Origin of the sequence: Vibrio parahaemolyticus (genome assembly GCF_900460535.1) — a bacterium.
Lineage (GTDB): Bacteria > Pseudomonadota > Gammaproteobacteria > Enterobacterales > Vibrionaceae > Vibrio > Vibrio parahaemolyticus.
The window spans coordinates 773,682-797,448 of sequence record NZ_UHIL01000001.1 but is presented as its reverse complement, the minus strand read 5'-3'; the positions used below and the strand labels follow the sequence as shown (position 1 = coordinate 797,448).

Sequence of the window (23,767 nt, the reverse complement as noted above, 5' to 3'; positions counted from 1 at the left end):
CATATTGAGCATCAAGGAGTGAGGAACGAATAATGTCTAAGCTAAAGAAAAAGGAATACGAACAAGAGCTTAAAAAGCTGCAGGTCGAATTGGTAAAGCTGCAGGAATGGGTTAAACACAAAGGACTAAAAGTCGTCGTTCTGTTTGAAGGCCGTGATGCCGCAGGCAAAGGCGGCGTAATTAAGAGAATTACGGAAAAGTTAAATCACCGAGTTTGCCGCGTAGTGGCATTGCCCGCCCCGACTGAAAAAGAAAAGACACAATGGTACTTTCAACGTTATGTCGCGCACCTGCCATCCGCCGGTGAAATCGTCTTGTTTGACCGCAGTTGGTATAACCGCGCAGGCGTCGAAAAAGTCATGGGCTTTTGTACGCCAGATGAATATGAAGAATTTCTGCGCTCTTGCCCTGAATTCGAGAGAATGCTGCAACGCTCAGGCATTATTTTGCTCAAGTACTGGTTTTCGGTATCCGACGAGGAGCAGGAAAAACGCTTCTTAGGGCGAATCAACACGCCGATAAAGCGCTGGAAGTTCAGCCCGATGGATCTAGAATCTCGACACCGCTGGGCTGAGTATTCTGAAGCAAAAGACAAGATGTTCGCTTACACCGACACCAAAAACTGTCCTTGGTGGGTTGTACCTTCAGATTCAAAACAAAAAGCGCGCTTAAATTGCATTAGTCATCTACTCAGTCAAATTGAATACAAAGCGCTAGAGTACCCACCAATTGAGTTACCAGAGATCAATAAAGAGGGCTACGTCAGAGCGCCAATAGACGATCAAACGTTTGTACCGGATAAGTACTGATCTCGGATTCTAAGATCTAAAAGACCATCGTTCGCTGGTCTTTTTCATTTATATGAAGCGTTACTTCAACACATCATCAATGCTTTGATCACCAAGGTGACGAACGTCCTTACCTTTCACAAAGTAAATAATGTATTCACAAATGTTTTGGCAACGATCCCCTACTCGTTCAATAGCGCGAGCAGACCACATCACCTGAAGAATATGCGGAATATTTTTTGGGTCTTCCATCATGTAAGTCATGAGCTGACGGATCACCGCTTCGTATTCGGCATCCAGCTTGTCATCGAGTTTGTGAACCTCTGCTGCGGCTTCAACATCCATACGAGCGAATGCATCCAAAACCTGATGCAACATTTGAATCGCCTGACGGCAGAGAGGTTCTAATGAAACTTGGAATTGGCGTTCTTTCGATGACGGGCTTTCGATAGCGACATAAGCAATGCGTGTCGCGACATCCCCAATGCGTTCAAGATCAGTAATGGTCTTGATGATCGCCATAATCAGGCGCAAATCTTTCGCAGTCGGCTGACGTTTGGCGATGATTCGAGTACACGCGTCATCAATCGATACTTCCATTGCATTCACTTTATGATCGTCACGCACAACCTTTCGCGCGAGCTCAATGTCTTCTTTATGCAAGGCTTGAATAGCATACGAAAGCTGCTGTTCCACCAAGCCACCCATGGTCAACACATGAGTACGAATCGATTCTAGCTCTACGTTAAATTGTCCTGAAATATGACGTCCAAAGTGCATGATTTTCCTTATTCCGTGTTTGGTCGAGCCTTAGCCGTATCGACCAGTAATGTAGTCTTCTGTCTGTTTCTTCATTGGCGATGTGAAGATTGAGTCTGCGTCGGAGTATTCAATCAACTTACCCATGTGAATGAATGCGGTGTGGTCACTCACTCGCGCGGCTTGCTGCATGTTGTGGGTAACGATCACGACAGTATATTGAGTCTTAAGCTCGTTGATAAGCTCTTCAATAGTTAAAGTTGATATTGGATCCAGTGCCGATGTTGGCTCATCCAATAACAGCACTTCTGGTTCAATTGCTACAGCACGCGCAATAACTAAACGTTGCTGCTGACCACCCGAAAGTCCAAATGCGTTTTCGTGCAATCTATCTTTCACTTCATCCCACAACGCAGCAGAGCGAAGCGAACGTTCAACCGCATCATCTAATGTGCGACTGTTCTTGACACCTTGTAAGCGTAAGCCATAAACCACATTCTCATAAATCGACTTAGGAAATGGGTTAGGACGCTGAAAAACCATTCCAACGCGACGCCTAAGCGTTGCTACATCGACATTCGGGTGATAGACGTTCTTACCGTGCAAACGAACTTTTCCGGTGACTTTACATCCTTCCACCAAGTCGTTCATACGATTGATACAGCGCAATAATGTCGATTTACCACAACCAGACGGGCCGATAAATGCTGTCACTCGCCCTTTTGGGATACGCATCGAAATATCGTGTAATGCCTGCGCTTGACCGTAGAAAAGATTAAGGTTCTCTATCGAGATCGCCGTTTGTTCATCCGTTAAGTTATGGACGTCCAGTGGTGGCTCATAACCTAATGTATTATCGAAATTAAACATACTTAATCTTGTCCTAACGTTCTGTATTTTTCTCGTAAATTATTGCGAATGCTGATTGCTGTTAAGTTTAGTCCGACAATCACGGTAACGAGTAAGAAGGAAGTGGCATACACCAGCGGGCGCGCCGCTTCAATGTTGGAGGTTTGAAATCCAACGTCGTAAATATGAAAACCTAAGTGCATGAACTTTCTGTCCAAATGCACGTAAGGGAACTGCCCATCAACAGGCAAACTGGACGCCAATTTCACAACCCCCACTAGCATTAGTGGCGCGACTTCCCCTGCGGCACGCGCAATCGCCAGAATCAAACCGGTGATAATCGCAGGCGTTGCCATTGGTAATACCACGCGCCACAACGTTTCAAATTGCGTCGCGCCAAGCGCCAAAGAGCCGTGGCGTACTGAGCTCGGAATACGTGTTAAGCCTTCCTCTGTCGTAACAATAACCACGGGCAATGTTAATACTGCTAGCGTTAAAGCTGACCACAACAAACCCGGCGTACCAAAAGTTGGCGCTGGCAATCGCTCGGCATAAAACACGTTATCGATGGAGGCTCCGATGGTATAGACAAAGAAACCCAACCCGAACACGCCATACACGATCGAAGGAACCCCCGCCAAATTGATGACCGCAATTCGAATAATTCGCGTAAGTGCGTTGTTCTTCGCGTATTCATGCAAGTAAATCGCAGCAACCACCCCAAGCGGCATCACGATAATCGACATGATAAGCACCAAGAAAACGGTTCCGAATATTGCAGGAAATACGCCGCCCTCAGAGTTCGATTCTCTTGGATCTTCGGATAAGAATTTCCAGACCTGTTTACCCCAATGCATCACTTTGTCAGGTAACGACATTTGGTTTGGGTACCAGTAGTCCAAAATGTCTTCAAGGGGAATCGAAACATGAGAACCCGTCATGTCCTCAACAATTAGTGCGTAGCCAGAAAGCTGTAAACGCAAGCCATCCAGTTGTAAGTCCAACTTCGCCAGCTCTTGTTCCACTTGCTCTTTTTGTTGCAAGTTCTGCGCTAAAAAATCCTTCGTTAGGGCGTTATTGAGCTCATGTTTACGCTTGTCTAAACGCAATTGCTCAAGCTTCCAACCCAGGTCTTTCAGTTGGTCGACGACCAAAGAATCAATCTCGTGGCGCAGCGTTTCTGCGTCATCAAGTTTTTTGTTCAACACCGTTTGGATATCAGTTTGATAGAGCTTGTCGCCATCTTGAAACGCCACCAGCTTACCAAAAAAGTATCCACCGCTGCTGCGCTCAATCACCGCCCACTCTTTGGGTGTGGTTGGCTCATCCAGTTGCATCTGCAATACGGAAATAAAATCGGCCGGATATAACTCGCGATTCGCAATTTTGATGTTCAATCGAGTCGCGAAATCCTCATCTTCGTCTAACTTCTTGACGGCATCCACTGGAAGATAGCTTCTCGGAACAAAGCTGCGCTCGTAAATCTGGCCAATCAAAATGGTGTTTTCATGCAGCACTTCACCTTGCACCGGCGTCAACGACGTTACGTTCCATTGATACAATGGCGCAGGCCAGAAATAGGTTAATCCTTTCCAACCAATGAGGAGCAATAACCCTAACACCGATAACAGACTAATGCTGACCGCACCGCCTGTTAGCCATATCCACGGTGCGCCAGAACGAATCCAATTTAACATTCAGTAACTCGCTCTTTTTCCTGATCTAAACTACAACGCACGGTATTTATCTCTCAATCTTTGACGTACCAACTCTGCCAGCGCGTTCACCGCAAAGGTGAAGACAAACAAAATCAACGCAGCGAGGAACAACAAACGATAATGCGAACTGCCAACCTCTGACTCTGGCAACTCCACCGCAATGGTTGCCGATAAGCTGCGAAGTCCTTCTAAAATGTTCCAGTCCATCAACGGCGTGTTGCCAGTCGCCATCAAGACAATCATCGTCTCACCAACTGCACGTCCAAGCCCCATCATGATGGCGGAGAAAATACCTGGGCTGGCCGTAAGGAGCACGACGTAAATCAAGGTTTGCCAAGGAGTGGCCCCAAGCGCTAACGATCCATCAGACAAGTGCTTTGGTACAGAGAAAATGGCATCTTCCGCAATGGTAAAAATGGTAGGAATCACGGCAAAGCCCATCGCAAGGCCAACCACCAAAGAATTACGCTGATCAAAACCAATCCCGTGATTGGTCAAAAACAAACGCATGTCGCCACCAAAGAAGGTTTGTTCAATACTTGGAGAAATCCAAACTCCGATACCAATCAACAGTAAAATCACTGGCATAAGAACCAGCGCATGCCATCCATTAGGTAGACGATTACGCAGAGATTGAGGTATCAGAGCCCACAAGCCCCCCATGACCATGGTGCTCAATGGCAACACAAACAACATCACCACGACCGTAATCAGATGGTCTTCGACTATCGGAGCAAACCATAACCCGGCAAGGAAACCGATGATGACGGTCGGCAGTGCTTCCATCAATTCAATGGACGGCTTAACCACTCGACGCATGCGTGGCGACATAAAATACGCCGTATAAATAGCGCCTAGCACCGCCAAAGGCACTGAAAACAGCATCGCAAACATAGCCGCTTTTATCGTGCCGAACGCAATCGGCACCAAGCTAAATTTGGCTTCAAAGTTATCGCTGGCCGATGTAGATTGCCATACAAATTCAGGCTCTGGATAGCCTTCGTACCACACTTTCTGCCACAGTGAAGAAAGCGAGACTTCAGGGTAAGAGTTATCGACCTCCGCCACCTTTAACGAGCCATCATTCCAAGTAATCAGATAGCGTTCATTGTTCGACATTGCCGCCATCGCAGGCGCTTGTTTATAAGCTCGCTTAAACAACACCAGTTTTTCACTGGTCGTGTAATGACTCTGAAGCGTACCATTGGTGTAGAAACTGTAGAATCCTTTGCGGTGTGAATCTGGCAATAAGTATTTAAGTTCAGACGCTAATTTGAAGTCACGAATATGAGTTAAGGTTCGCTTATCATTTTGCAAAGTATCAAACCATTGCGAAACGCGACCATCATTGTGCGTCACCAACAGGGAATATGCGCCCGCAAGCAAATCAATCGTTCTTACAGAATGCTTTTTATCCCCTTGAGTAAGATCGATAACTTCGCGCACCGTAAACTTTTGAGCAGCTTTGGTCAGAACAATTAACTCCGAACCATCACGCAAATAAAGCGTTTCACCATCCGGTGTTAAGAGCATCTGTTGGGGAGCGTCAAAGCCCGCAGAAAAGGAGAAATCAATCGTGGTTGGAGCGACGCCTAGCGCAGACTTCTCTTGCCAACGCGCTTTGACTTTCCCGCTGCGAGTTTGCCAAACAATAGTTGGAGTTTGCGTTGATGCACTGAAGACAAATTGAGTCACAGGATCTCGCGCGTCGGTAAGCGTCAAATTCATATCCGTCGACAACGCCACCACTTCTGGCGGGCGAGTATTTTCTCTCAACGTCGCGTTGAATTCTGGCTTGAAGATATGTGCTAGACCTTGATCATCCAATAATCCATACCAACCAAGGCCAGGAGCCGATTGAGAAAAAGATACCGGATTAGTCGCTAACTGTTGAGTATAAATGGCGGGCTTGTCAGGTGCGTCCATCGATAAATATTGAATCTCACCACTTTGCGTTAAAACGAAAGCAAGTTGTGAATAGTCATCGACAGAAATGGCCAGAGGCATGCCCACTTGCGTGGTTCGAGTCGCGTGATTAGGTTTGATCTCTGCATCAGAAAACAGAGGAATGATCACCATCGCAAGGTAGACGAAGATCAGAATAAGGGCAGCGAGCACACCCACTCCACCAGATGTCACTGCAAGTCGAACTAAACGATCTTTAATCAGCCGTTTCTTATCTTTTTCCTGCAATGAAAACTCGGCTTGGGCCATGTATCTCTCTACCTTTTTTGACTTAGTACTAGAATATGTCGTTAAGATGACAATTATATTACAGATCACATTAAACACCTGAAAAGAATACAACTCTTATGCAATGCGTGGTATGAAATATATCTGTAACAAAAATCTCATAATGTTTTCACTCGTCTGTTTATCCCCATGATCAGTACGATTACTTCACTTTAGGCTAGGTAAGGTTATGAGCGCAGAAAAACTATATATAGAAAAAGAGCTTAGTTGGTTATCTTTCAATGAACGAGTGTTACAAGAAGCGGCCGACAAAACCGTTCCGTTGATCGAGCGTATTCGTTTTCTTGGGATCTTTTCCAACAACCTCGACGAATTCTACAAAGTGCGCTTCGCTGATGTGAAACGTCGTATTTTGATCAACCAAGAGCGAGGAGGGAGTGACAACTCCAAGCGTCTGTTGAGTAAGATGCAAGCCAAAGCCCTTAAGCTTAACGAACAATTCGACGAACTTTACAGTGAATTAATTAGAGAAATGGCACGGCGTCGCATTTTCTTGGTCAATGAGCATCAACTCGATGAAGCGCAGGAAAAGTGGATCACCAAATACTTCCGCAAAGAAGTCATGCCACATATCACGCCTTTATTGATGAAAGATGAAATCGACGTGCTGCAATTCCTCAAAGACGAATACGCTTACATCGCCGTCGAACTGCGCAAAGAAGACCACTCTCAATACGCTCTCATCGAAATTCCAACCGACCACCTGCCACGCTTCGTGATGGTGCCAGAGCAAAAAGGCAAACGCCGTAAGACCATCATCCTGCTTGATAACATCATCCGATACTGTTTAGACGAGCTTTTTAAAGGCTTTTTCGACTATGATGAGCTCGCAGGCTACGCGATGAAAATGACGCGTGATGCAGAATACGACTTGCGTAATGAAATCGAATACAGCTTGCTAGAGCAAATGTCAGCAGGCGTAAACCAACGTTTAACCGCCATGCCAGTACGCTTTGTGTATGAGCGTGAAATGCCGCAAGAGATGCTCGACTTCTTGTGCAGCAAACTAAGAATTTCCAATTACGACAACCTAATTCCAGGTGGACGCTACCACAACTTCAAAGATTTCATCGCTTTTCCAAACGTCGGGCGAGAATACCTCGAAAACAAACCTATGCCACCAATGAAGTGTGCAGACTTTGAAGGTTACGCCAACAGTTTCGAAGCCATCAAAGCCAAAGACATTCTGCTCTACTACCCTTATCACACCTTTGACCATATTGGTGAATTGGTTCGCCAGGCATCCTTTGACCCGAAAGTGCTCAGCATCAAAATTAATATCTACCGCGTAGCCAAAGACTCTCGCTTGATGAACTCTTTGATTGATGCAGTGCATAACGGCAAAAACGTTACTGTAGTCGTTGAGTTGCAGGCGCGATTTGATGAAGAAGCAAATATTGAATGGTCAAAAGTTCTGACTGAAGCTGGCGTGCACGTCATCTTTGGTGCGCCCGGTTTAAAGATTCACTCAAAGTTATTGATGATCAGTCGCCGTGAAGGTGACGATATTATTCGCTACGCGCACATTGGCACGGGCAACTTCCACGAAAAAACCGCTCGAATCTATACCGACTTTTCGCTGCTCACCGCAGACCAAGAAATCACCAATGAAGTGCGCAACGTGTTTGGATACATTGAGAACCCTTATCGCCCAGTGAAGTTCAATCACTTGATGGTTTCTCCGCGTAATTCGCGCACCCAAATTTACCGCCTGATTGACAATGAAATCGCCAATGCAAAGGCGGGCAAAAAGGCAGGATTAACCATAAAGGTCAACAACCTCGTCGATAAAGGCATCGTCACCCGTCTTTACGCAGCAAGCAACGCGGGAGTAAAGATCAACATGATAATCCGCGGCATGTGCGCTTTGGTTCCGGGAATTGAAGGCGTCAGCGAAAACATTCGAATCATCAGTATCGTTGATCGCTTTTTGGAACACCCACGCGTAGTGATCACGCACAATGATGGGGATCCTCAAGTCTACATTTCATCTGCCGATTGGATGACACGAAACATCGATCATCGTATCGAAGTTGCCGCTCCTGTTCGTGATCCACGTTTGAAACAGAGAATTATTGATATAACTAACATCCACTTTACCGATACAGTAAAGGCACGTTTGATAGACAAAGAGATGAGCAATAGCTATGTACCGCGCGGAAACCGTAAAAAAGTTCGCTCACAAGTTGCCATCTACGACTATCTTAAAAATATAGAAAAGCAAACAAGAAGACAAAAGTCAGATGTCTCAGATACTTGAACAAGATGAACGCTACATTGCCGCGATCGATCTCGGCTCTAATAGCTTCCACATGGTGGTGGCGAAGGTGGTCGGCAGCGACCTACAGCTCATCAGTCGCCATAAACAGAGGGTTCGTTTAGCCTCTGGCCTAGACAATGAATTGAATTTAAGTCACGCCTCCATGGAGCGAGCGTTGGAGTGTCTTGCGATGTTCGCAGAGAGGCTGCAAGGCTTTGAGGAATCCAATGTGCGCATCGCTGCTACACACACGCTAAGAAGAGCGAAAAACGCGCATTTGTTTATCCAACGTGCAAAAGCAGTCATGCCATTCCCGATAGAGATTATTCCGGGAGAGGAAGAAGCGCGCCTAATTTACTTGGGTGTCGCACACACTCAAGTGGAATCTAATTCTAAACTGGTGGTCGATATTGGCGGTGGCAGCACCGAGATGATCATCGGACAAGAGTTCGAACCAGAACTGCTTAATAGCAAACAGATGGGCTGCGTCAGCTTTACACAGCAGTACTTCAAAAATGGCAAGTTATCGAGCAAAAACTTCAGCAAAGCCATGCTCGCTGCCGAACAAAAGTTAGAGTCCATCGCGACCAAATACCGCAAGAAAGGTTGGGATATTGCACTCGGCTCATCAGGTACCATCAAAGCGATTCAAGAGGTATTGATTGGGCTGGGCTTTGAAGACGGTTTAATCACAGCAAAGCGTCTGAGTAAGCTCATTGATACTTTAAACGAGTTCGCGTCAATTGATGATATTCAGTTGACTGGCTTGACTGATGAACGTAAACCGGTATTTGCCGCTGGTGTAGCGATTTTAGCTGCGATTTTTCAGGCACTAAAAATCGACCAGATGTTTTTCTCTGATGGAGCATTGAGAGAAGGCTTGTTATATGAAATGGAAGAGCGGTTTGCTCGCTCTGACATTCGCATGCGTACCACGGAAAACCTAGCACAAAAACATCGTGTGGATCTCGAGCACGCTGCACGCGTAAAAGGTCACGCACGCGAGATGCTTGAACAAGTACATTCTGAGCTTGGGATTAAAAAGAAAAGCGAACTGTTTGATTTATTAGAATGGGCCGCTCTGCTGCATGAAGTTGGGCTAAGCATCAACCTACGCAGCTTCCATCGTCACTCGTTTTATATTCTTCTGCATTCAACCCTGCAAGGTTTTAACCGTGAGCAACAACTCGTCTTGGCGACGCTTGCACGCTTTCAACGCAAAGCGCTAAGGCTCAATGAGTTGCCAGAGTTCAACCTCTACAAACAAAGTGATGTGTTAAGCCTGATTAAGATTCTTCGTCTGTCCATAGTTCTTAATGGGCAACGCAACGACGACCCACTACCTGACATCACTTTATCGATCAAAGGCGATGAATGGATGCTCGCTTGTACCGATGAAGCATGGTTAGATAATAATAAGTTGCTGCATGCAGATTTACTGGAAGAACAAGATAGATGGGCAAGTGCGAAGTGGACACTCACTTTTTAGTTTTCGGTACAATGAAAAAAGTCGGCTTAAAGGCCGACTTTTTTTAACTCTTCCGCAGCGAAATCTGCAGTGATCGGTACATAGCCATCTTTTTCGACTAATGCTTGTCCCTGAGCAGAGAACATAAAACGAATAAACTCAGCTTCTATTGGAGACAACGGGTAATCAGGATGCTTGTTCACGTATACATAAAGGTAGCGTGATAGTGGGTACTTACCTGAGACAATATTCGTGCGAGTCGGGCTAACATAGTTAACCCCGCGTTTGGCGATGGGAACCAACCTTACGCCAGCCACTCGATAACCAACGCCAGAATAACCAACTCCGCTGATAGTCGATGCCACAGATTGCACCACAGAAGCCGAGCCCGGTTGTTCATTCACTCGAGTTTTGAAGTCACCGCCACACAGCGCATTGCTTTTGAAGTAACCATACGTCCCGGACACAGAGTTACGACCAAACAACTGCAAGTTGCGCTTCGCCCATTCGGCTTTTAAACCTAGTTGCTGCCAGTTAGTGATGAACTGACTTTCTCCACAACGCAACGTAGCGGAAAACATGGCGTCCAATTGATTAAAGTTCAAACCTTGAATGGGATTGTCTTGATGCACAAAAATACCAATAGCATCAATAGCAACGCGCAATGCTGTAGGTTTGTAGCCATGCTGTCGCTCGAACGCCTCGATTTCTTTCAAACGCATCGGGCGGCTCATTGGACCAAACTGCGCCGTTTGCTCTGTTAAAGCAGGTGGCGCCGTTGACGAGCCTGAAGCTTGAACTTGCGCGTTGATGTTGGGGTAAATGGATTTAAACTCTTCCACCCAAAGTGTGGTCATCCCCGCCAAAGTGTCTGAGCCTACCGAAAGCAAGTTACCAACAATGCCAGTGGTTTTATGGTAGTTCGGTAAAGGCTTATCTTGAGCAACCGCCATACTCGAACAAATAAGCGCGATACAAGCGATGGCTTTACTGACTCGACGTCCCATTATTTCACCACCAAACGACTTGGAAGTACGAACGAGAACTTGCTTCCTACACCGACTTCACTTTGAATTTCCAGGTGTGAGTCATGATGGCTCAACGCATGTTTCACAATTGCCAACCCTAAACCACTGCCACCCGTATCGCGTGAACGTGCTTTATCAACTCGGTAGAAACGCTCAGTCAGTCGATGCAAGTGCTGTGGCTCAATGCCATCACCACTGTCTTCAACTTCAAGGCACGCACCTTGTGCGGTTTGGTACCAACGAACATGAATATTGGCTCCCGGAGGAGTGTACTTCACTGCGTTGTAAACAAGGTTGGAGATCGCGCTGCGCAATTGGTCATCATCTCCAAGCACGCGAAGGCTAGTATCGACATCAAACGTGAGTTTATGTTGGTCATCACCACTTAAGCTGATCGCTTCTTTCTCTAATACTTCAAGCATTGCTGGCACATTAACGACATCTTCCAACTCATGCATCGGCGCGGCTTCAATCTTAGATAAGGTAAGAAGTTGATTCACTAAGCTGTTCATGCGGTTAAGCTGCTCCGTCATCACCCCATGCGCTTTAGTCCACATCGGGCCGACGATCATATCTGGGTCTTCCGTCATCTCCAGATAACCTTGTAGTACGGTCATCGGAGTGCGTAGCTCATGAGAAACGTTGGCGAAGAAGTTACGACGCATTCCTTCAAGTTGCTTAAGTTGGCTCACGTCACGCACCACCATCAGGTGTTCACCTTCAGTGTAAGGCACGATACGCAGTTCTAACATACGTTCGACATTCAACGGCGAGCGCATTTCTAGCGGTTCAGAGAAATCTTTTTTATTGAGGTACTTGATGAAATCTGGAGTTCGAATCAGGTTCGAGATAGGTTGACCGGAATCTTCTGGCCAATGGAAGCCTAACAGGTGTTGAGCTAATCGGTTACACCAAACAATGTTGCCTTCCGCGCGAAATACTACGACGGCATCGGGCAGTGATTCGGCACCGTTTCTAAAGCGACGGATCAGATTGGTGAGCTCTTTGCGTTTACGACGTTGACGCTGTTGCAAACGATAGAGACCGTTAAAGAGAGACTCCCAGTTACCACTGCCAGACGGCGGAGTCAGGCGTTTTTCATCCCATAACCAAGAAGACAAGCGCACTTGGTTATGCAAATGCCACACAAGCTGCAAAGCCGTGGCAGCCAAAAGCAACCACGGCATATAACCGAATATCCACCCCACTATCACCCAAGGGGTGTAAAAAAAAGCCAGCTCCCAGGCCAGCTTTTTCCACGTTAATCTTTCAACCACTCATTACTCCAGAAATGGCATTGATAAGCTGCGTAAAAATCTAAGCCTTTGTTGAGAAGCGGTAACCAGCGCCACGAACGGTTTGAATCAGTTTGTCGTGACCGGCAGCTTCCAGTGCTTTACGAAGACGACGGATATGAACGTCAACAGTACGGTCTTCAACATAAACATTGGTGCCCCACACGTTATTTAGCAGCTGCTCACGGCTGTAAACACGCTCTTGATGGGTCATAAAGAAGTGCAGCATCTTGAACTCGGTAGGCCCCATATCAACCGCTTCATCATTCGCAGTAACACGGTGAGAAACAGGATCGAGTTTGAGACCTTGAACATCAATCACATCTTCTAATGCGGTCGGCGTAACACGGCGAATAACCGCTTTAAGGCGAGCAACTAACTCTTTAGGAGAAAACGGTTTGGTAATGTAGTCATCTGCACCAACCTCTAAACCGCGAACTTTATCTTCTTCTTCACCGCGAGCAGTCAGCATCACAACAGGAATGTTGCGTGTAAGCTCTTCACGTTTCATGTGTTTGATAAAGTTAATGCCACTACCGCCAGGTAACATCCAATCCAGTAATACTAAATCAGGGAAGGGTTCAGCCAGTTTGGTTACAGCAGTATCGTAATCTTCCGCCTCTACCGCCTGGTAACCTTTTTGTTCAAGCACGAAGCAAAGCATTTCACGAATTGGAGCTTCGTCTTCAACAACCAGAATCCTTCTAGACATAATTGAGTAACCTTATGTTTGTTGAGCTAATGAATTTAAGAGACAAAGCGCGCCCCTCGATGCATAAGCATTATCACTACCAATTATGACACTTTTGTGACCTTTGAAAACAAATTTTCATATAACTTTCTTTTGGGGTTCATCCTGATATTTTTCATTTCTATTAAGACATCAGCTCAAAAATTCCCTATGATTACTCCCTTGTCATCAAGCCTAGAGAAGATTTATGTGGTTTAAAAACTGTCTGGTATATCGCGTTAACCGCGAGGTTAACTTCAACGCCGATCAACTAGAAACTCAACTCGCTGAGTTTCGATTCACCCCTTGTGGTAGCCAAGATAAACAAAAGTTTGGTTGGATTAGTGCTATGGGTCGACATGGCGACATGATGACGCACGTGTCAGAAAACCGCATTCTGATCTGTGCAAAAAAAGAAGAGAAAATGCTGCCTGCTTCTGTGATTAAAGAGTCTCTGAATGCAAAAGTAGACGCTATGGAAGCGCAAGAAGGTCGCCCTCTGAAGAAGAAAGAGAAAGACAACTTAAAAGATGACATCGTGATGGACTTACTGCCTCGTGCCTTTAGCCGCAGCAGCCACACTCACGTGTTGATTATGCCAAAAGAAGGCTTCATCCTTGTCGATGCAAGCAGCTACAAAAAAGCAGAAGACGTATTAGCGCTACTGCGTAAAACCATGGGTAGCTTACCTGTTGTTCCTGCGATTCCAGAAGTAGCAATTGAAACAACGCTAACTGAGTGGGTTAAAACAGGTAACACGCCGCAAGGCATCACCATGATGGACGAAGCTGAGTTAAAATCGGTACTTGAAGAAGGTGGCGTGATTCGCTGTAAGAAGCAAGAGCTGACCACAGATGAAATCCGCAATCACATCGCAGCTGACAAAGTCGTGACGAAACTTGCACTTAACTGGCAAGACCGAATCGAGTTCATCATGGCTGAAGATTCCGGCATCAAACGTCTAAAATTCTCAGATGAGTTGAAAGATCAAAACGACGATATCCCACGTGAAGATCAAGCGGCTCGCTTTGATGCTGACTTCTCACTAATGTGCGGTGAATTCAGCTCTTTCCTACCAAATCTATATGAAGCGCTAGGCGGCCTGCCTAACCCTAACGCATAAGATAACCCTACTTTTTAATAAATACGCCCTCACTTTTTGTAGGGCGTTTGTTCATCTAAAGCACAATTCTCCTAGTCACAGTTCACATTTTGACGTAAAATTTGCGCCCCATTTCCATAAGGTGGAATTGGCCTGACTTGTGATCAGATAAAAGAGAATTGAGCAATGACAACTGAGAAAGCATTCGTACCTGAGCTACTGTCTCCAGCGGGCAGCCTGAAAAATATGCGTTACGCATTCGCCTACGGCGCAGATGCAGTTTACGCTGGCCAACCTCGCTACAGCCTTCGCGTACGTAACAACGAGTTTAACCACGAGAACCTAAAAATCGGTATCGATGAAGCACATGCCCTAGGCAAAAAGCTTTACGTGGTATGCAACATCCAACCACATAACTCAAAGCTAAAAACCTTCATTCGTGACCTTAAACCAGTCGTTGAGATGGGCCCTGACGCGTTGATCATGTCAGATCCTGGTCTAATCATGATGGTTCGTGAAGCTTTCCCAGAAATGCCAATTCACCTTTCTGTACAAGCAAACGCTGTAAACTGGGCAACCGTTAAGTTCTGGGCAGCGAATGGCGTTGAACGTGTAATCGTTTCTCGCGAGCTTTCTCTAGAAGAAATCGAAGAAATTCGTGAGCATTGCCCTGAAACTGAACTAGAAGTATTCGTTCACGGTGCACTATGTATGGCTTACTCTGGTCGTTGCCTACTTTCTGGTTACATTAACAAGCGTGATCCTAACCAAGGTACATGTACTAACGCATGCCGTTGGGAATACAAAGTTGAAGAAGGCAAAGAAAACGACGCTGGCGACATCGTTGAGAAGTTTGACCCAACTGAAGCGCAGCCTGTTGAAGTTCAAGATGAGCGCCCTGAAACCACTATCGGTCGTGGTAAACCAACGGATGAAGTGGTTCTGCTTTCTGAAGCGCATCGTCCAGAAGAAAAAATGGCTGCCTACGAAGATGAACACGGCACTTACATCATGAACTCAAAAGACCTACGCGCGGTTCAGCACGTAGAGCGTCTAACTAAGATGGGTGTTCACTCACTAAAAATCGAAGGCCGCACTAAGTCGTTCTACTACTGCGCACGTACAGCGCAAGTTTACCGTAAAGCGATCGACGACGCAGTTGCAGGTAAACCATTCGATGAAAGCCTAATGGGTACACTAGAAAGCCTAGCTCATCGTGGTTACACCGAAGGTTTCCTACGTCGTCATACACACGATACTTACCAAAACTACGACTACGGTTACTCAGTCTCTGACGCACAACAATTTGTTGGTGAGTTCACAGGTAAACGTCGTGGCGACATGGCAGAAGTTGAAGTGAAAAACAAATTCGTTGTAGGTGACAGCCTGGAGTTAATGACACCAAAAGGTAACGTTGTTTTCACTCTAGAAGCGATGGAAAACCGCAAATCAGAGTCAATTGAAGACGCAAAAGGTAACGGTCACTTCGTATTCATTCCTGTTCCTGAAGACATGGACCTAGAATACGGTCTGTTGATGCGCAATCTAAACGCAGGCCAGGACACTCGTAACCCTACTGGTAAGTAATCATGGCGTTACTCATCACTGACAAATGCATTAACTGCGACATGTGTGATCCGGAATGCCCGAATGGCGCGATCAGCATGGGAGACAGCATCTTCGAAATCGACCCTAACTTATGTACTGAGTGCAAAGGTCATTACGAAAAGCCTACCTGTCAGTCAGTTTGTCCAATAACAAAATGTATTATTACTGATCCAAACCACATTGAGACAGAAGAGCAATTGCTTGAAAAGTTTGTGGTAATTCAGGGACTCGCCTAAATAAAATGAGGTTCAACTTTGCGAACAAAGTTGAACCTTTTTTTATCCTGATTTTTCGATTGGATAGATATTGCAAAACAACTCTTTCTCAAAGTGATACTCGAGCCTTTCACGCCAATTTTCAGCTTGAGATACAGGAATTAAATAGAAGTTTTCCCTGCTCGTATCTGTAACGAAAGCCATTCCATATTGCATTAGCTCGTAATGCACATCATTAACAAATCCCGGATCGAGACGCTGACGTCCCGTCAGGTGATTAACATCTTCACGAGTCAATAAGACTCCCTTGGGATCACTGCTAAATCTGTGTCTTAACCACTCTGCAAATTCTTTTGCACAAATCATAGTCATGGTTTTGTCCTTGATTCATTCTACGGCAGGTCACTCCACAACCCCGCCTCAATACCTTGTCTGCGTTGCCAATTTTGCTTACCAACCGACAGACATATTGTTCAGAAATCAGAGTATCGTGACGAAAGATCTTTCAAAACAGAGTCGTTACCACTCAACAATACATACAACCCATTGTTTATTTAAGATTTCTATAATATGTCACCCAAACGAGTTGGGTTAGTTTTTGTATTGGTATTATTCACTGTAGACAAAAGTATGATGTTTCTCCAGTTTCATAAAAGAGATACCTGAGCCGAAACAAAAACAAAGATGAGACGTTATTTACTGACGATAAGTGGCTGACATTGCGGTGGAATCGCTTTTTTCTTTTTAGGTTTAGCCGCTACTTTTGCTGGCTGGAGCTTCACAGGGACAACTGCTTTTGGCTTCCAACTCGCTAACTCCGAACCACACCCATCACCAGAAGGAGGAGGTGCTTGATCGACACAATTAGAGCTTGAGTCAGGGCATGATAAGCGCACATGAAAATGATAATGATGCCCCCACCAAGGACGAACTTTACGTAGCCAAGAACGATCTTTTCCCCCTTCCTGAGCACACAGTTGCTCCTTGATAACAGGGTGAACAAAGATACGAGCCACCTCATCGCTCTTAGCAGCATAACGGATGAGTTCAAAATGCCTCTTATCCCATCGATGATTTAATATCGAGTAATCTTGCAGATCAACCACACTCATCGGTTTCGGCAATTGAAGTTCGTTATAGGAGAGAGGAGAATCAGCTAAACGCAACCAGATATCAATATCCAGCCCCGTTTGATGGCTTGAATGACCAGATGAAAAACGGCCGCCACGAGGTAAAGAAAGGTCGCCAATTAGTAAAGTAGTTTTTAACTTTTGATTCGCCTTTAAAGCTAGGCTTTCAACAAAATCTATAGTGTTAGGGTGCCCATAGTAGCGATTCGTTCGACTACGTAACACTTGATAACCTGTACCTTCTAAAGGCAGGGGGGAGGCCCCATCTAAGCAGCCGTTCGCGTAACTACCAATAGAAGAGGACATATTATGAGTGGGAGCACTAACTTGCTCCCATGGCGTAGCATAAAGAGGAGCTGAGACAAATAAACTGAAATAAAAAGAAAGACTCAGCCGCATCATACATCCCCTTTAGTAATGTTCACCATTATCATAGTAGGCATTTGGCGATAGTGCAGAAAAAATGACTGCGACATCAATATCTTCACCGACTACACCACGAACTTGTTGTGTAATTACTTTCGCCACCTTGTCTTGGGTCTCTTGTCCTCGATCAAACCACAAAACTTCAACAAAAGGATAAGCAGGACTTACCTCGCCCTCACTAAAGAAAGTTGTGTAGATGTACTCAAAAGTAAAATCTTCTCGTGGACTATTCATTAGTGGCTGGAGCTCGTCAGTCAGTGGCTTTGACAAAGCTTGTACGGCTTGAGGTTCTACAGCGCGAAATCGTAGATGTGGCATAAGGTTAATCCTATATTTGTATTGTCCTAAGATGATAACAGGAACAACAACGCTAATCATCCCAACAACAACTAGACGCGTTCTTAAAAATACCCAGAAAAACGCTAATAAATATCAACAAGAGCTTGAGATTCCAATCAGTGACATTCAACGACAAGGGATCACTAGCGGCTAGATATCAATCCCGCTGGAAATCTGCTGTTCTTTATATAGGGAAAGTAGATAGGGCAGTTCAGACTTAGCTACCATTAGCTACGCGCCTATAATCGCCTATTTGGGAACTTGAGTTCACAAAGAATAAATTTTGCCATTTTACAAACGTAAAAAAGCCCCAGTCTTTCGACTGAGGCTTTAAATATGGCAGGGGTGGAGAGATTCGAACTCCCAACACGCGGATTTGGAATCCGCTGCTCTGCCAATTGGAGCTACACCCCTGTAGTTCGTGTTTAATGAGACGACTCTCGAATAAGTGGCGGAGCGGACGGGACTCGAACCCGCGACCCCCGGCGTGACAGGCCGGTATTCTAACCAACTGAACTACCGCTCCGCACTGGTTAGACCTAAGTCTAAATTTAAAGCCTGGCGATGTCCTACTCTCACATGGGGAAACCCCACACTACCATCGGCGCTATTTCGTTTCACTTCTGAGTTCGGAATGGAGTCAGGTGGGTCCAAAACGCTATGGTCGCCAAGCAAATTCTTTAATTCGGAAAGCTGTTTTTGTGTTCTCTACACATTCAATTCTGTTCTTGCTTCGAGTCCATCAAAACCCCTTGGGTGTTGTATGGTTAAGCCTCACGGGCAATTAGTATCAGTTAGCTCAATGCCTCACAGCACTTACACACCTGACCTATCAACGTCGTAGTCTCCGACAACCCTTTAGGATACTTAAAGTATCAGGGAAGACTCATCTCAGGGCTCGCTTCCCGCTTAGATGCTTTCAGCGGTTATCGATTCCGAACTTAGCTACCGGGCAATGCGTCTGGCGACACAACCCGAACACCAGAGGTTCGTCCACTCCGGTCCTCTCGTACTAGGAGCAGCCCCCTTCAATCTTCCAACGCCCACGGCAGATAGGGACCGAACTGTCTCACGACGTTCTAAACCCAGCTCGCGTACCACTTTAAATGGCGAACAGCCATACCCTTGGGACCGACTTCAGCCCCAGGATGTGATGAGCCGACATCGAGGTGCCAAACACCGCCGTCGATATGAACTCTTGGGCGGTATCAGCCTGTTATCCCCGGAGTACCTTTTATCCGTTGAGCGATGGCCCTTCCATTCAGAACCACCGGATCACTATGACCTGCTTTCGCACCTGCTCGAATTGTCATTCTCGCAGTCAAGCGGGCTTATGCCATTGCACTAACCTCACGATGTCCAACCGTGATTAGCCCACCTTCGTGCTCCTCCGTTACTCTTTGGGAGGAGACCGCCCCAGTCAAACTACCCACCAGGCACTGTCCGCAACCCCGATTAGGGGTCGACGTTAGAACATCAACACTACAAGGGTGGTATTTCAAGGACGGCTCCACACATACTGGCGTACGTGCTTCAAAGCCTCCCACCTATCCTACACATGTAGGGTCAATGTTCAGTGCCAAGCTGTAGTAAAGGTTCACGGGGTCTTTCCGTCTAGCCGCGGGTACACTGCATCTTCACAGCGATTTCAATTTCACTGAGTCTCGGGTGGAGACAGCGTGGCCATCATTACGCCATTCGTGCAGGTCGGAACTTACCCGACAAGGAATTTCGCTACCTTAGGACCGTTATAGTTACGGCCGCCGTTTACCGGGGCTTCGATCAAGAGCTTCGACCGAAGTCTAACCCCATCAATTAACCTTCCGGCACCGGGCAGGCGTCACACCGTATACGTCATCTTACGATTTTGCACAGTGCTGTGTTTTTAATAAACAGTTGCAGCCACCTGGTATCTGCGACTCTCAATAGCTCCATCCGCAAGGGACTTCACCGTCGAGAGCGTACCTTCTCCCGAAGTTACGGTACCATTTTGCCTAGTTCCTTCACCCGAGTTCTCTCAAGCGCCTTGGTATTCTCTACCCGACCACCTGTGTCGGTTTGGGGTACGATTCCTTACAATCTGAAGCTTAGAGGCTTTTCCTGGAAGCATGGCATCAATGACTTCACATCCGTAGATGCTCGACGTCGTGTCTCAGCCTTAAAGAGAGCCGGATTTACCTAACTCTCAAGCCTACGCACTTGAACCTGGACAACCGTCGCCAGGCCCACCTAGCCTTCTCCGTCCCCCCATCGCAATTGTAAGAAGTACGGGAATATTAACCCGTTTCCCATCGACTACGCCTTTCGGCCTCGCCTTAGGGGTCGACTTACCCTGCCCCGATTAACGTTGGACAGGAACCCTTGGTCTTCCGGCGAGGAGGTTTTTCACCCCCTTTATCGTTACTCATGTCAGCATTCGCACTTCTGATACGTCCAGCATGCGTTACCACACACCTTCAACCGCTTACAGAACGCTCCCCTACCCAATATACAAAAGTATATTGCCGCAGCTTCGGTTTACTACTTAGCCCCGTTACATCTTCCGCGCAGGCCGACTCGACCAGTGAGCTATTACGCTTTCTTTAAATGATGGCTGCTTCTAAGCCAACATCCTGGCTGTCTGAGCCTTCCCACATCGTTTCCCACTTAGTAGTAATTTGGGACCTTAGCTGGCGGTCTGGGTTGTTTCCCTCTCCACGACGGACGTTAGCACCCGCCGTGTGTCTCCCGGATAGTACTTACTGGTATTCGGAGTTTGCAAAGGGTTGGTAAGTCGGGATGACCCCCTAGCCTTAACAGTGCTCTACCCCCAGTAGTATTCGTCCGAGGCGCTACCTAAATAGCTTTCGGGGAGAACCAGCTATCTCCAGGTTTGATTGGCCTTTCACCCCTAGCCACAAGTCATCCGCTAATTTTTCAACATTAGTCGGTTCGGTCCTCCAGTTGATGTTACTCAACCTTCAACCTGCCCATGGCTAGATCACCTGGTTTCGGGTCTATATCCAGAGACTGAACGCCCAGTTAAGACTCGGTTTCCCTACGGCTCCCCTAGATGGTTAACCTTGCCACTGAATATAAGTCGCTGACCCATTATACAAAAGGTACGCAGTCACAGGACAAAGCCTGCTCCTACTGCTTGTACGTACACGGTTTCAGGTTCTATTTCACTCCCCTCACAGGGGTTCTTTTCGCCTTTCCCTCACGGTACTGGTTCACTATCGGTCAGTCAGTAGTATTTAGCCTTGGAGGATGGTCCCCCCATATTCAGACAGGATATCACGTGTCCCGCCCTACTCGATTTCACTGAACACACGTCGTCAACTACGGGACTATCACCCTGTATCGTCGGACTTTCCAGACCGTTCGTCTAACGCGTGTAAAGCTTAAGGGCTAGTCCAATTTCGCTCGCCGCTACTTTCGGAATCTCGGTTGATTTCTTTTCCTCGGGGTACTTAGATGTTTCAGTTCCCCCGGTTCGCCTCCTTACCCTATGTATTCAGGTAAGGATACGTGCTTATGCACGTGGGTTTCCCCATTCAGAAATCCCAGACTCAAATGGTTGTTACTACCTAATCTGGGCTTATCGCAAGTTACTACGTCTTTCATCGCCTCTGACTGCCAAGGCATCCACCGTGTACGCTTAGTCACTTAACCATACAACCCGAAGGAGTTTCGAGTTGATGAACAAGTCACCAAAGTTGTCTGCAATTTTTATACATGATGCAGACTCGATTTTGCCGGACTCAAATTCCAAGAACACTTGAATGTGTTATTTTGGTGTTTGTCTTAAAGACAAACATTGAGAACTTTACAAACAACAATAAATTGTTGTTTTGTCAGCTTTCCAAATTGTTAAAGAGCTAATCACTTCTAATGAAGTAACCATTTTTAAGAACACTTAATACTTTCTTATCAAAAAAAATGTGCTTAAAGATGGTATCCCGTAGGGGAGTCGAACCCCTGTTACCGCCGTGAAAGGGCGGTGTCCTAGGCCTCTAGACGAACGGGACATAGGAAGTCAGTGGTGGAGCTAATCGGGATCGAACCGATGACCTCTTCGCTGCCAGCGAAGCGCTCTCCCAGCTGAGCTATAGCCCCACATAAATTGCTTCAGCACTTTATGCAGAACCAACTTTTTGCTCTGAATTTAAACCATATCAATCTGTGTGGACACTCATCGTGAGTAATCATCGTTTAAGGAGGTGATCCAGCGCCAGGTTCCCCTAGCGCTACCTTGTTACGACTTCACCCCAGTCATGAACCACAAAGTGGTAAGCGTCCCCCCGAAGGTTAAACTACCTACTTCTTTTGCAGCCCACTCCCATGGTGTGACGGGCGGTGTGTACAAGGCCCGGGAACGTATTCACCGTGGCATTCTGATCCACGATTACTAGCGATTCCGACTTCATGGAGTCGAGTTGCAGACTCCAATCCGGACTACGACGCACTTTTTGGGATTCGCTCACTTTCGCAAGTTGGCTGCCCTCTGTATGCGCCATTGTAGCACGTGTGTAGCCCTACTCGTAAGGGCCATGATGACTTGACGTCGTCCCCACCTTCCTCCGGTTTATCACCGGCAGTCTCCCTGGAGTTCCCGACATTACTCGCTGGCAAACAAGGATAAGGGTTGCGCTCGTTGCGGGACTTAACCCAACATTTCACAACACGAGCTGACGACAGCCATGCAGCACCTGTCTCAGAGTTCCCGAAGGCACCAATCCATCTCTGGAAAGTTCTCTGGATGTCAAGAGTAGGTAAGGTTCTTCGCGTTGCATCGAATTAAACCACATGCTCCACCGCTTGTGCGGGCCCCCGTCAATTCATTTGAGTTTTAATCTTGCGACCGTACTCCCCAGGCGGTCTACTTAACGCGTTAGCTCCGAAAGCCACGGCTCAAGGCCACAACCTCCAAGTAGACATCGTTTACGGCGTGGACTACCAGGGTATCTAATCCTGTTTGCTCCCCACGCTTTCGCATCTGAGTGTCAGTATCTGTCCAGGGGGCCGCCTTCGCCACCGGTATTCCTTCAGATCTCTACGCATTTCACCGCTACACCTGAAATTCTACCCCCCTCTACAGTACTCTAGTCTGCCAGTTTCAAATGCAATTCCGAGGTTGAGCCCCGGGCTTTCACATCTGACTTAACAAACCACCTGCATGCGCTTTACGCCCAGTAATTCCGATTAACGCTCGCACCCTCCGTATTACCGCGGCTGCTGGCACGGAGTTAGCCGGTGCTTCTTCTGTCGCTAACGTCAAATGATAGTGCTATTAACACTACCACCTTCCTCACGACTGAAAGTGCTTTACAACCCGAAGGCCTTCTTCACACACGCGGCATGGCTGCATCAGGCTTGCGCCCATTGTGCAATATTCCCCACTGCTGCCTCCCGTAGGAGTCTGGACCGTGTCTCAGTTCCAGTGTGGCTGATCATCCTCTCAGACCAGCTAGGGATCGTCGCCTTGGTGAGCCCTTACCTCACCAACTAGCTAATCCCACCTAGGCATATCCTGACGCGAGAGGCCCGAAGGTCCCCCTCTTTGGCCCGTAGGCATCATGCGGTATTAGCCATCGTTTCCAATGGTTATCCCCCACATCAGGGCAATTTCCTAGGCATTACTCACCCGTCCGCCGCTCGACGCCGTTATCGTTCCCCGAAGGTTCAGATAACTCGTTTCCGCTCGACTTGCATGTGTTAGGCCTGCCGCCAGCGTTCAATCTGAGCCATGATCAAACTCTTCAATTTAAGATTTTGTTCGGCTCAATGAATACTGAACATTACATAAAGTAATGTTTG

At 46.7% G+C, this 23,767-nt stretch carries 16 protein-coding genes, 4 tRNA genes and 3 rRNA genes; 6 read left to right on the top strand and 17 right to left on the bottom strand.

Annotated features, from left to right (window positions below; translation table 11 throughout):
* The first annotated feature begins 32 nt into the window (after positions 1 to 32).
* Positions 33 to 809: a polyphosphate kinase 2 gene (gene ppk2 / locus DYB02_RS04070; RefSeq protein ID WP_005460167.1), complete on the top strand. Its 777-nt coding sequence runs from the start codon at positions 33 to 35 to the stop codon at positions 807 to 809.
* Between the two features lie 60 nt (positions 810 to 869).
* Here ppk2 and phoU read toward each other — a convergent pair whose 3' ends face one another.
* Genes phoU through DYB02_RS04050 form a run of 4 tightly spaced genes read right to left on the bottom strand, consistent with a single transcriptional unit; the run spans position 870 to position 6,328 of the window.
* The gene (phoU, locus tag DYB02_RS04065) at positions 870 to 1,568 is read right to left on the bottom strand and encodes a phosphate signaling complex protein PhoU (protein WP_005440349.1); all 699 of its coding nucleotides are present in this window, start codon (positions 1,566 to 1,568) and stop codon (positions 870 to 872) included.
* 30 nt (positions 1,569 to 1,598) lie between these two features.
* Positions 1,599 to 2,417 (bottom strand): phosphate ABC transporter ATP-binding protein PstB, encoded by an 819-nt coding sequence (gene pstB, locus DYB02_RS04060; protein ID WP_005460191.1) that lies wholly within the window; start codon positions 2,415 to 2,417, stop codon positions 1,599 to 1,601.
* Positions 2,418 to 2,419: 2 nt separating this feature from the next.
* Complete coding sequence (gene pstA, locus DYB02_RS04055; RefSeq protein ID WP_017448855.1) at positions 2,420 to 4,093, bottom strand: phosphate ABC transporter permease PstA; 1,674 nt, start codon at positions 4,091 to 4,093, stop codon at positions 2,420 to 2,422.
* A 30-nt stretch (positions 4,094 to 4,123) separates the two neighbouring features.
* Positions 4,124 to 6,328 (bottom strand): ABC transporter permease subunit, encoded by a 2,205-nt coding sequence (locus DYB02_RS04050; protein WP_029804680.1) that lies wholly within the window; start codon positions 6,326 to 6,328, stop codon positions 4,124 to 4,126.
* 208 nt (positions 6,329 to 6,536) lie between these two features.
* On the opposite strand from DYB02_RS04050, the gene ppk1 reads away from it, so the two are divergent.
* On the top strand, positions 6,537 to 8,627 hold the full coding sequence (gene ppk1, locus DYB02_RS04045; RefSeq protein ID WP_005460183.1) for a polyphosphate kinase 1: 2,091 nt from the start codon (positions 6,537 to 6,539) through the stop codon (positions 8,625 to 8,627).
* Complete coding sequence (ppx, locus tag DYB02_RS04040; protein ID WP_020904189.1) at positions 8,611 to 10,116, top strand: exopolyphosphatase; 1,506 nt, start codon at positions 8,611 to 8,613, stop codon at positions 10,114 to 10,116. Before ppk1 ends, ppx begins: the two co-directional genes overlap by 17 nt.
* A 26-nt stretch (positions 10,117 to 10,142) precedes the next feature.
* Here ppx and DYB02_RS04035 read toward each other — a convergent pair whose 3' ends face one another.
* The 3 genes from DYB02_RS04035 to phoB are packed head-to-tail and all read right to left on the bottom strand — an operon-like array spanning position 10,143 to position 13,130.
* Complete coding sequence (locus DYB02_RS04035; protein ID WP_015296276.1) at positions 10,143 to 11,102, bottom strand: PstS family phosphate ABC transporter substrate-binding protein; 960 nt, start codon at positions 11,100 to 11,102, stop codon at positions 10,143 to 10,145.
* Positions 11,102 to 12,400: a phosphate regulon sensor histidine kinase PhoR gene (gene phoR / locus DYB02_RS04030; RefSeq protein WP_025542575.1), complete on the bottom strand. Its 1,299-nt coding sequence runs from the start codon at positions 12,398 to 12,400 to the stop codon at positions 11,102 to 11,104. The genes DYB02_RS04035 and phoR overlap by 1 nt, the downstream gene beginning before the upstream one ends.
* Before the next feature lie 40 nt (positions 12,401 to 12,440).
* Positions 12,441 to 13,130: a phosphate regulon transcriptional regulator PhoB gene (phoB, locus tag DYB02_RS04025; RefSeq protein WP_005460184.1), complete on the bottom strand. Its 690-nt coding sequence runs from the start codon at positions 13,128 to 13,130 to the stop codon at positions 12,441 to 12,443.
* Positions 13,131 to 13,356: 226 nt separating this feature from the next.
* Here phoB and rdgC point away from each other — a divergent pair, with 226 nt between their 5' ends.
* The 3 genes from rdgC to DYB02_RS04005 all read left to right on the top strand — a co-directional run bounded on the left by rdgC (position 13,357) and on the right by DYB02_RS04005 (position 16,094).
* On the top strand, positions 13,357 to 14,271 hold the full coding sequence (gene rdgC / locus DYB02_RS04015; RefSeq protein ID WP_029806295.1) for a recombination-associated protein RdgC: 915 nt from the start codon (positions 13,357 to 13,359) through the stop codon (positions 14,269 to 14,271).
* A 165-nt stretch (positions 14,272 to 14,436) separates the two neighbouring features.
* Positions 14,437 to 15,837 carry a prephenate-dependent tRNA uridine(34) hydroxylase TrhP gene (trhP, locus tag DYB02_RS04010; protein WP_005496358.1) on the top strand — a complete coding sequence of 467 codons (1,401 nt, stop codon included), beginning with the start codon at positions 14,437 to 14,439 and terminating at the stop codon, positions 15,835 to 15,837.
* Positions 15,838 to 15,839: 2 nt separating this feature from the next.
* Entirely contained in the window at positions 15,840 to 16,094 is a 255-nt protein-coding gene (locus DYB02_RS04005) for a YfhL family 4Fe-4S dicluster ferredoxin (protein WP_005460170.1), read from the top strand.
* Positions 16,095 to 16,136: 42 nt separating this feature from the next.
* On the opposite strand, the gene DYB02_RS04000 is transcribed toward DYB02_RS04005, so the two are convergent.
* The 10 genes from DYB02_RS04000 to DYB02_RS03955 all read right to left on the bottom strand — a co-directional run bounded on the left by DYB02_RS04000 (position 16,137) and on the right by DYB02_RS03955 (position 23,716).
* Positions 16,137 to 16,445 carry a hypothetical protein gene (locus tag DYB02_RS04000; RefSeq protein WP_005496359.1) on the bottom strand — a complete coding sequence of 103 codons (309 nt, stop codon included), beginning with the start codon at positions 16,443 to 16,445 and terminating at the stop codon, positions 16,137 to 16,139.
* 320 nt (positions 16,446 to 16,765) lie between these two features.
* Positions 16,766 to 17,602: a penicillin-insensitive murein endopeptidase gene (gene mepA, locus DYB02_RS03995; RefSeq protein ID WP_029806919.1), complete on the bottom strand. Its 837-nt coding sequence runs from the start codon at positions 17,600 to 17,602 to the stop codon at positions 16,766 to 16,768.
* A gap of 12 nt (positions 17,603 to 17,614) precedes the next feature.
* Entirely contained in the window at positions 17,615 to 17,947 is a 333-nt protein-coding gene (locus DYB02_RS03990) for a DUF1904 domain-containing protein (protein ID WP_005483015.1), read from the bottom strand.
* A 358-nt stretch (positions 17,948 to 18,305) separates the two neighbouring features.
* A tRNA-Trp gene (locus tag DYB02_RS03985) sits at positions 18,306 to 18,382 on the bottom strand.
* A gap of 35 nt (positions 18,383 to 18,417) precedes the next feature.
* A tRNA-Asp gene (locus DYB02_RS03980) sits at positions 18,418 to 18,494 on the bottom strand.
* A gap of 30 nt (positions 18,495 to 18,524) precedes the next feature.
* Positions 18,525 to 18,640 (bottom strand): 5S ribosomal RNA (gene rrf / locus DYB02_RS03975).
* A gap of 91 nt (positions 18,641 to 18,731) precedes the next feature.
* Positions 18,732 to 21,622: ribosomal RNA gene (locus DYB02_RS03970) — 23S ribosomal RNA — on the bottom strand.
* 280 nt (positions 21,623 to 21,902) lie between these two features.
* Positions 21,903 to 21,978: transfer RNA gene (locus DYB02_RS03965), tRNA-Glu, on the bottom strand.
* Positions 21,979 to 21,990: 12 nt separating this feature from the next.
* Positions 21,991 to 22,066: transfer RNA gene (locus DYB02_RS03960), tRNA-Ala, on the bottom strand.
* A gap of 97 nt (positions 22,067 to 22,163) precedes the next feature.
* Positions 22,164 to 23,716: ribosomal RNA gene (locus DYB02_RS03955) — 16S ribosomal RNA — on the bottom strand.
* Together the 16S, 23S and 5S rRNA genes with 4 tRNA genes alongside form the textbook arrangement of a ribosomal RNA operon.
* Between the last annotated feature and the right edge of the window lie 51 nt (positions 23,717 to 23,767).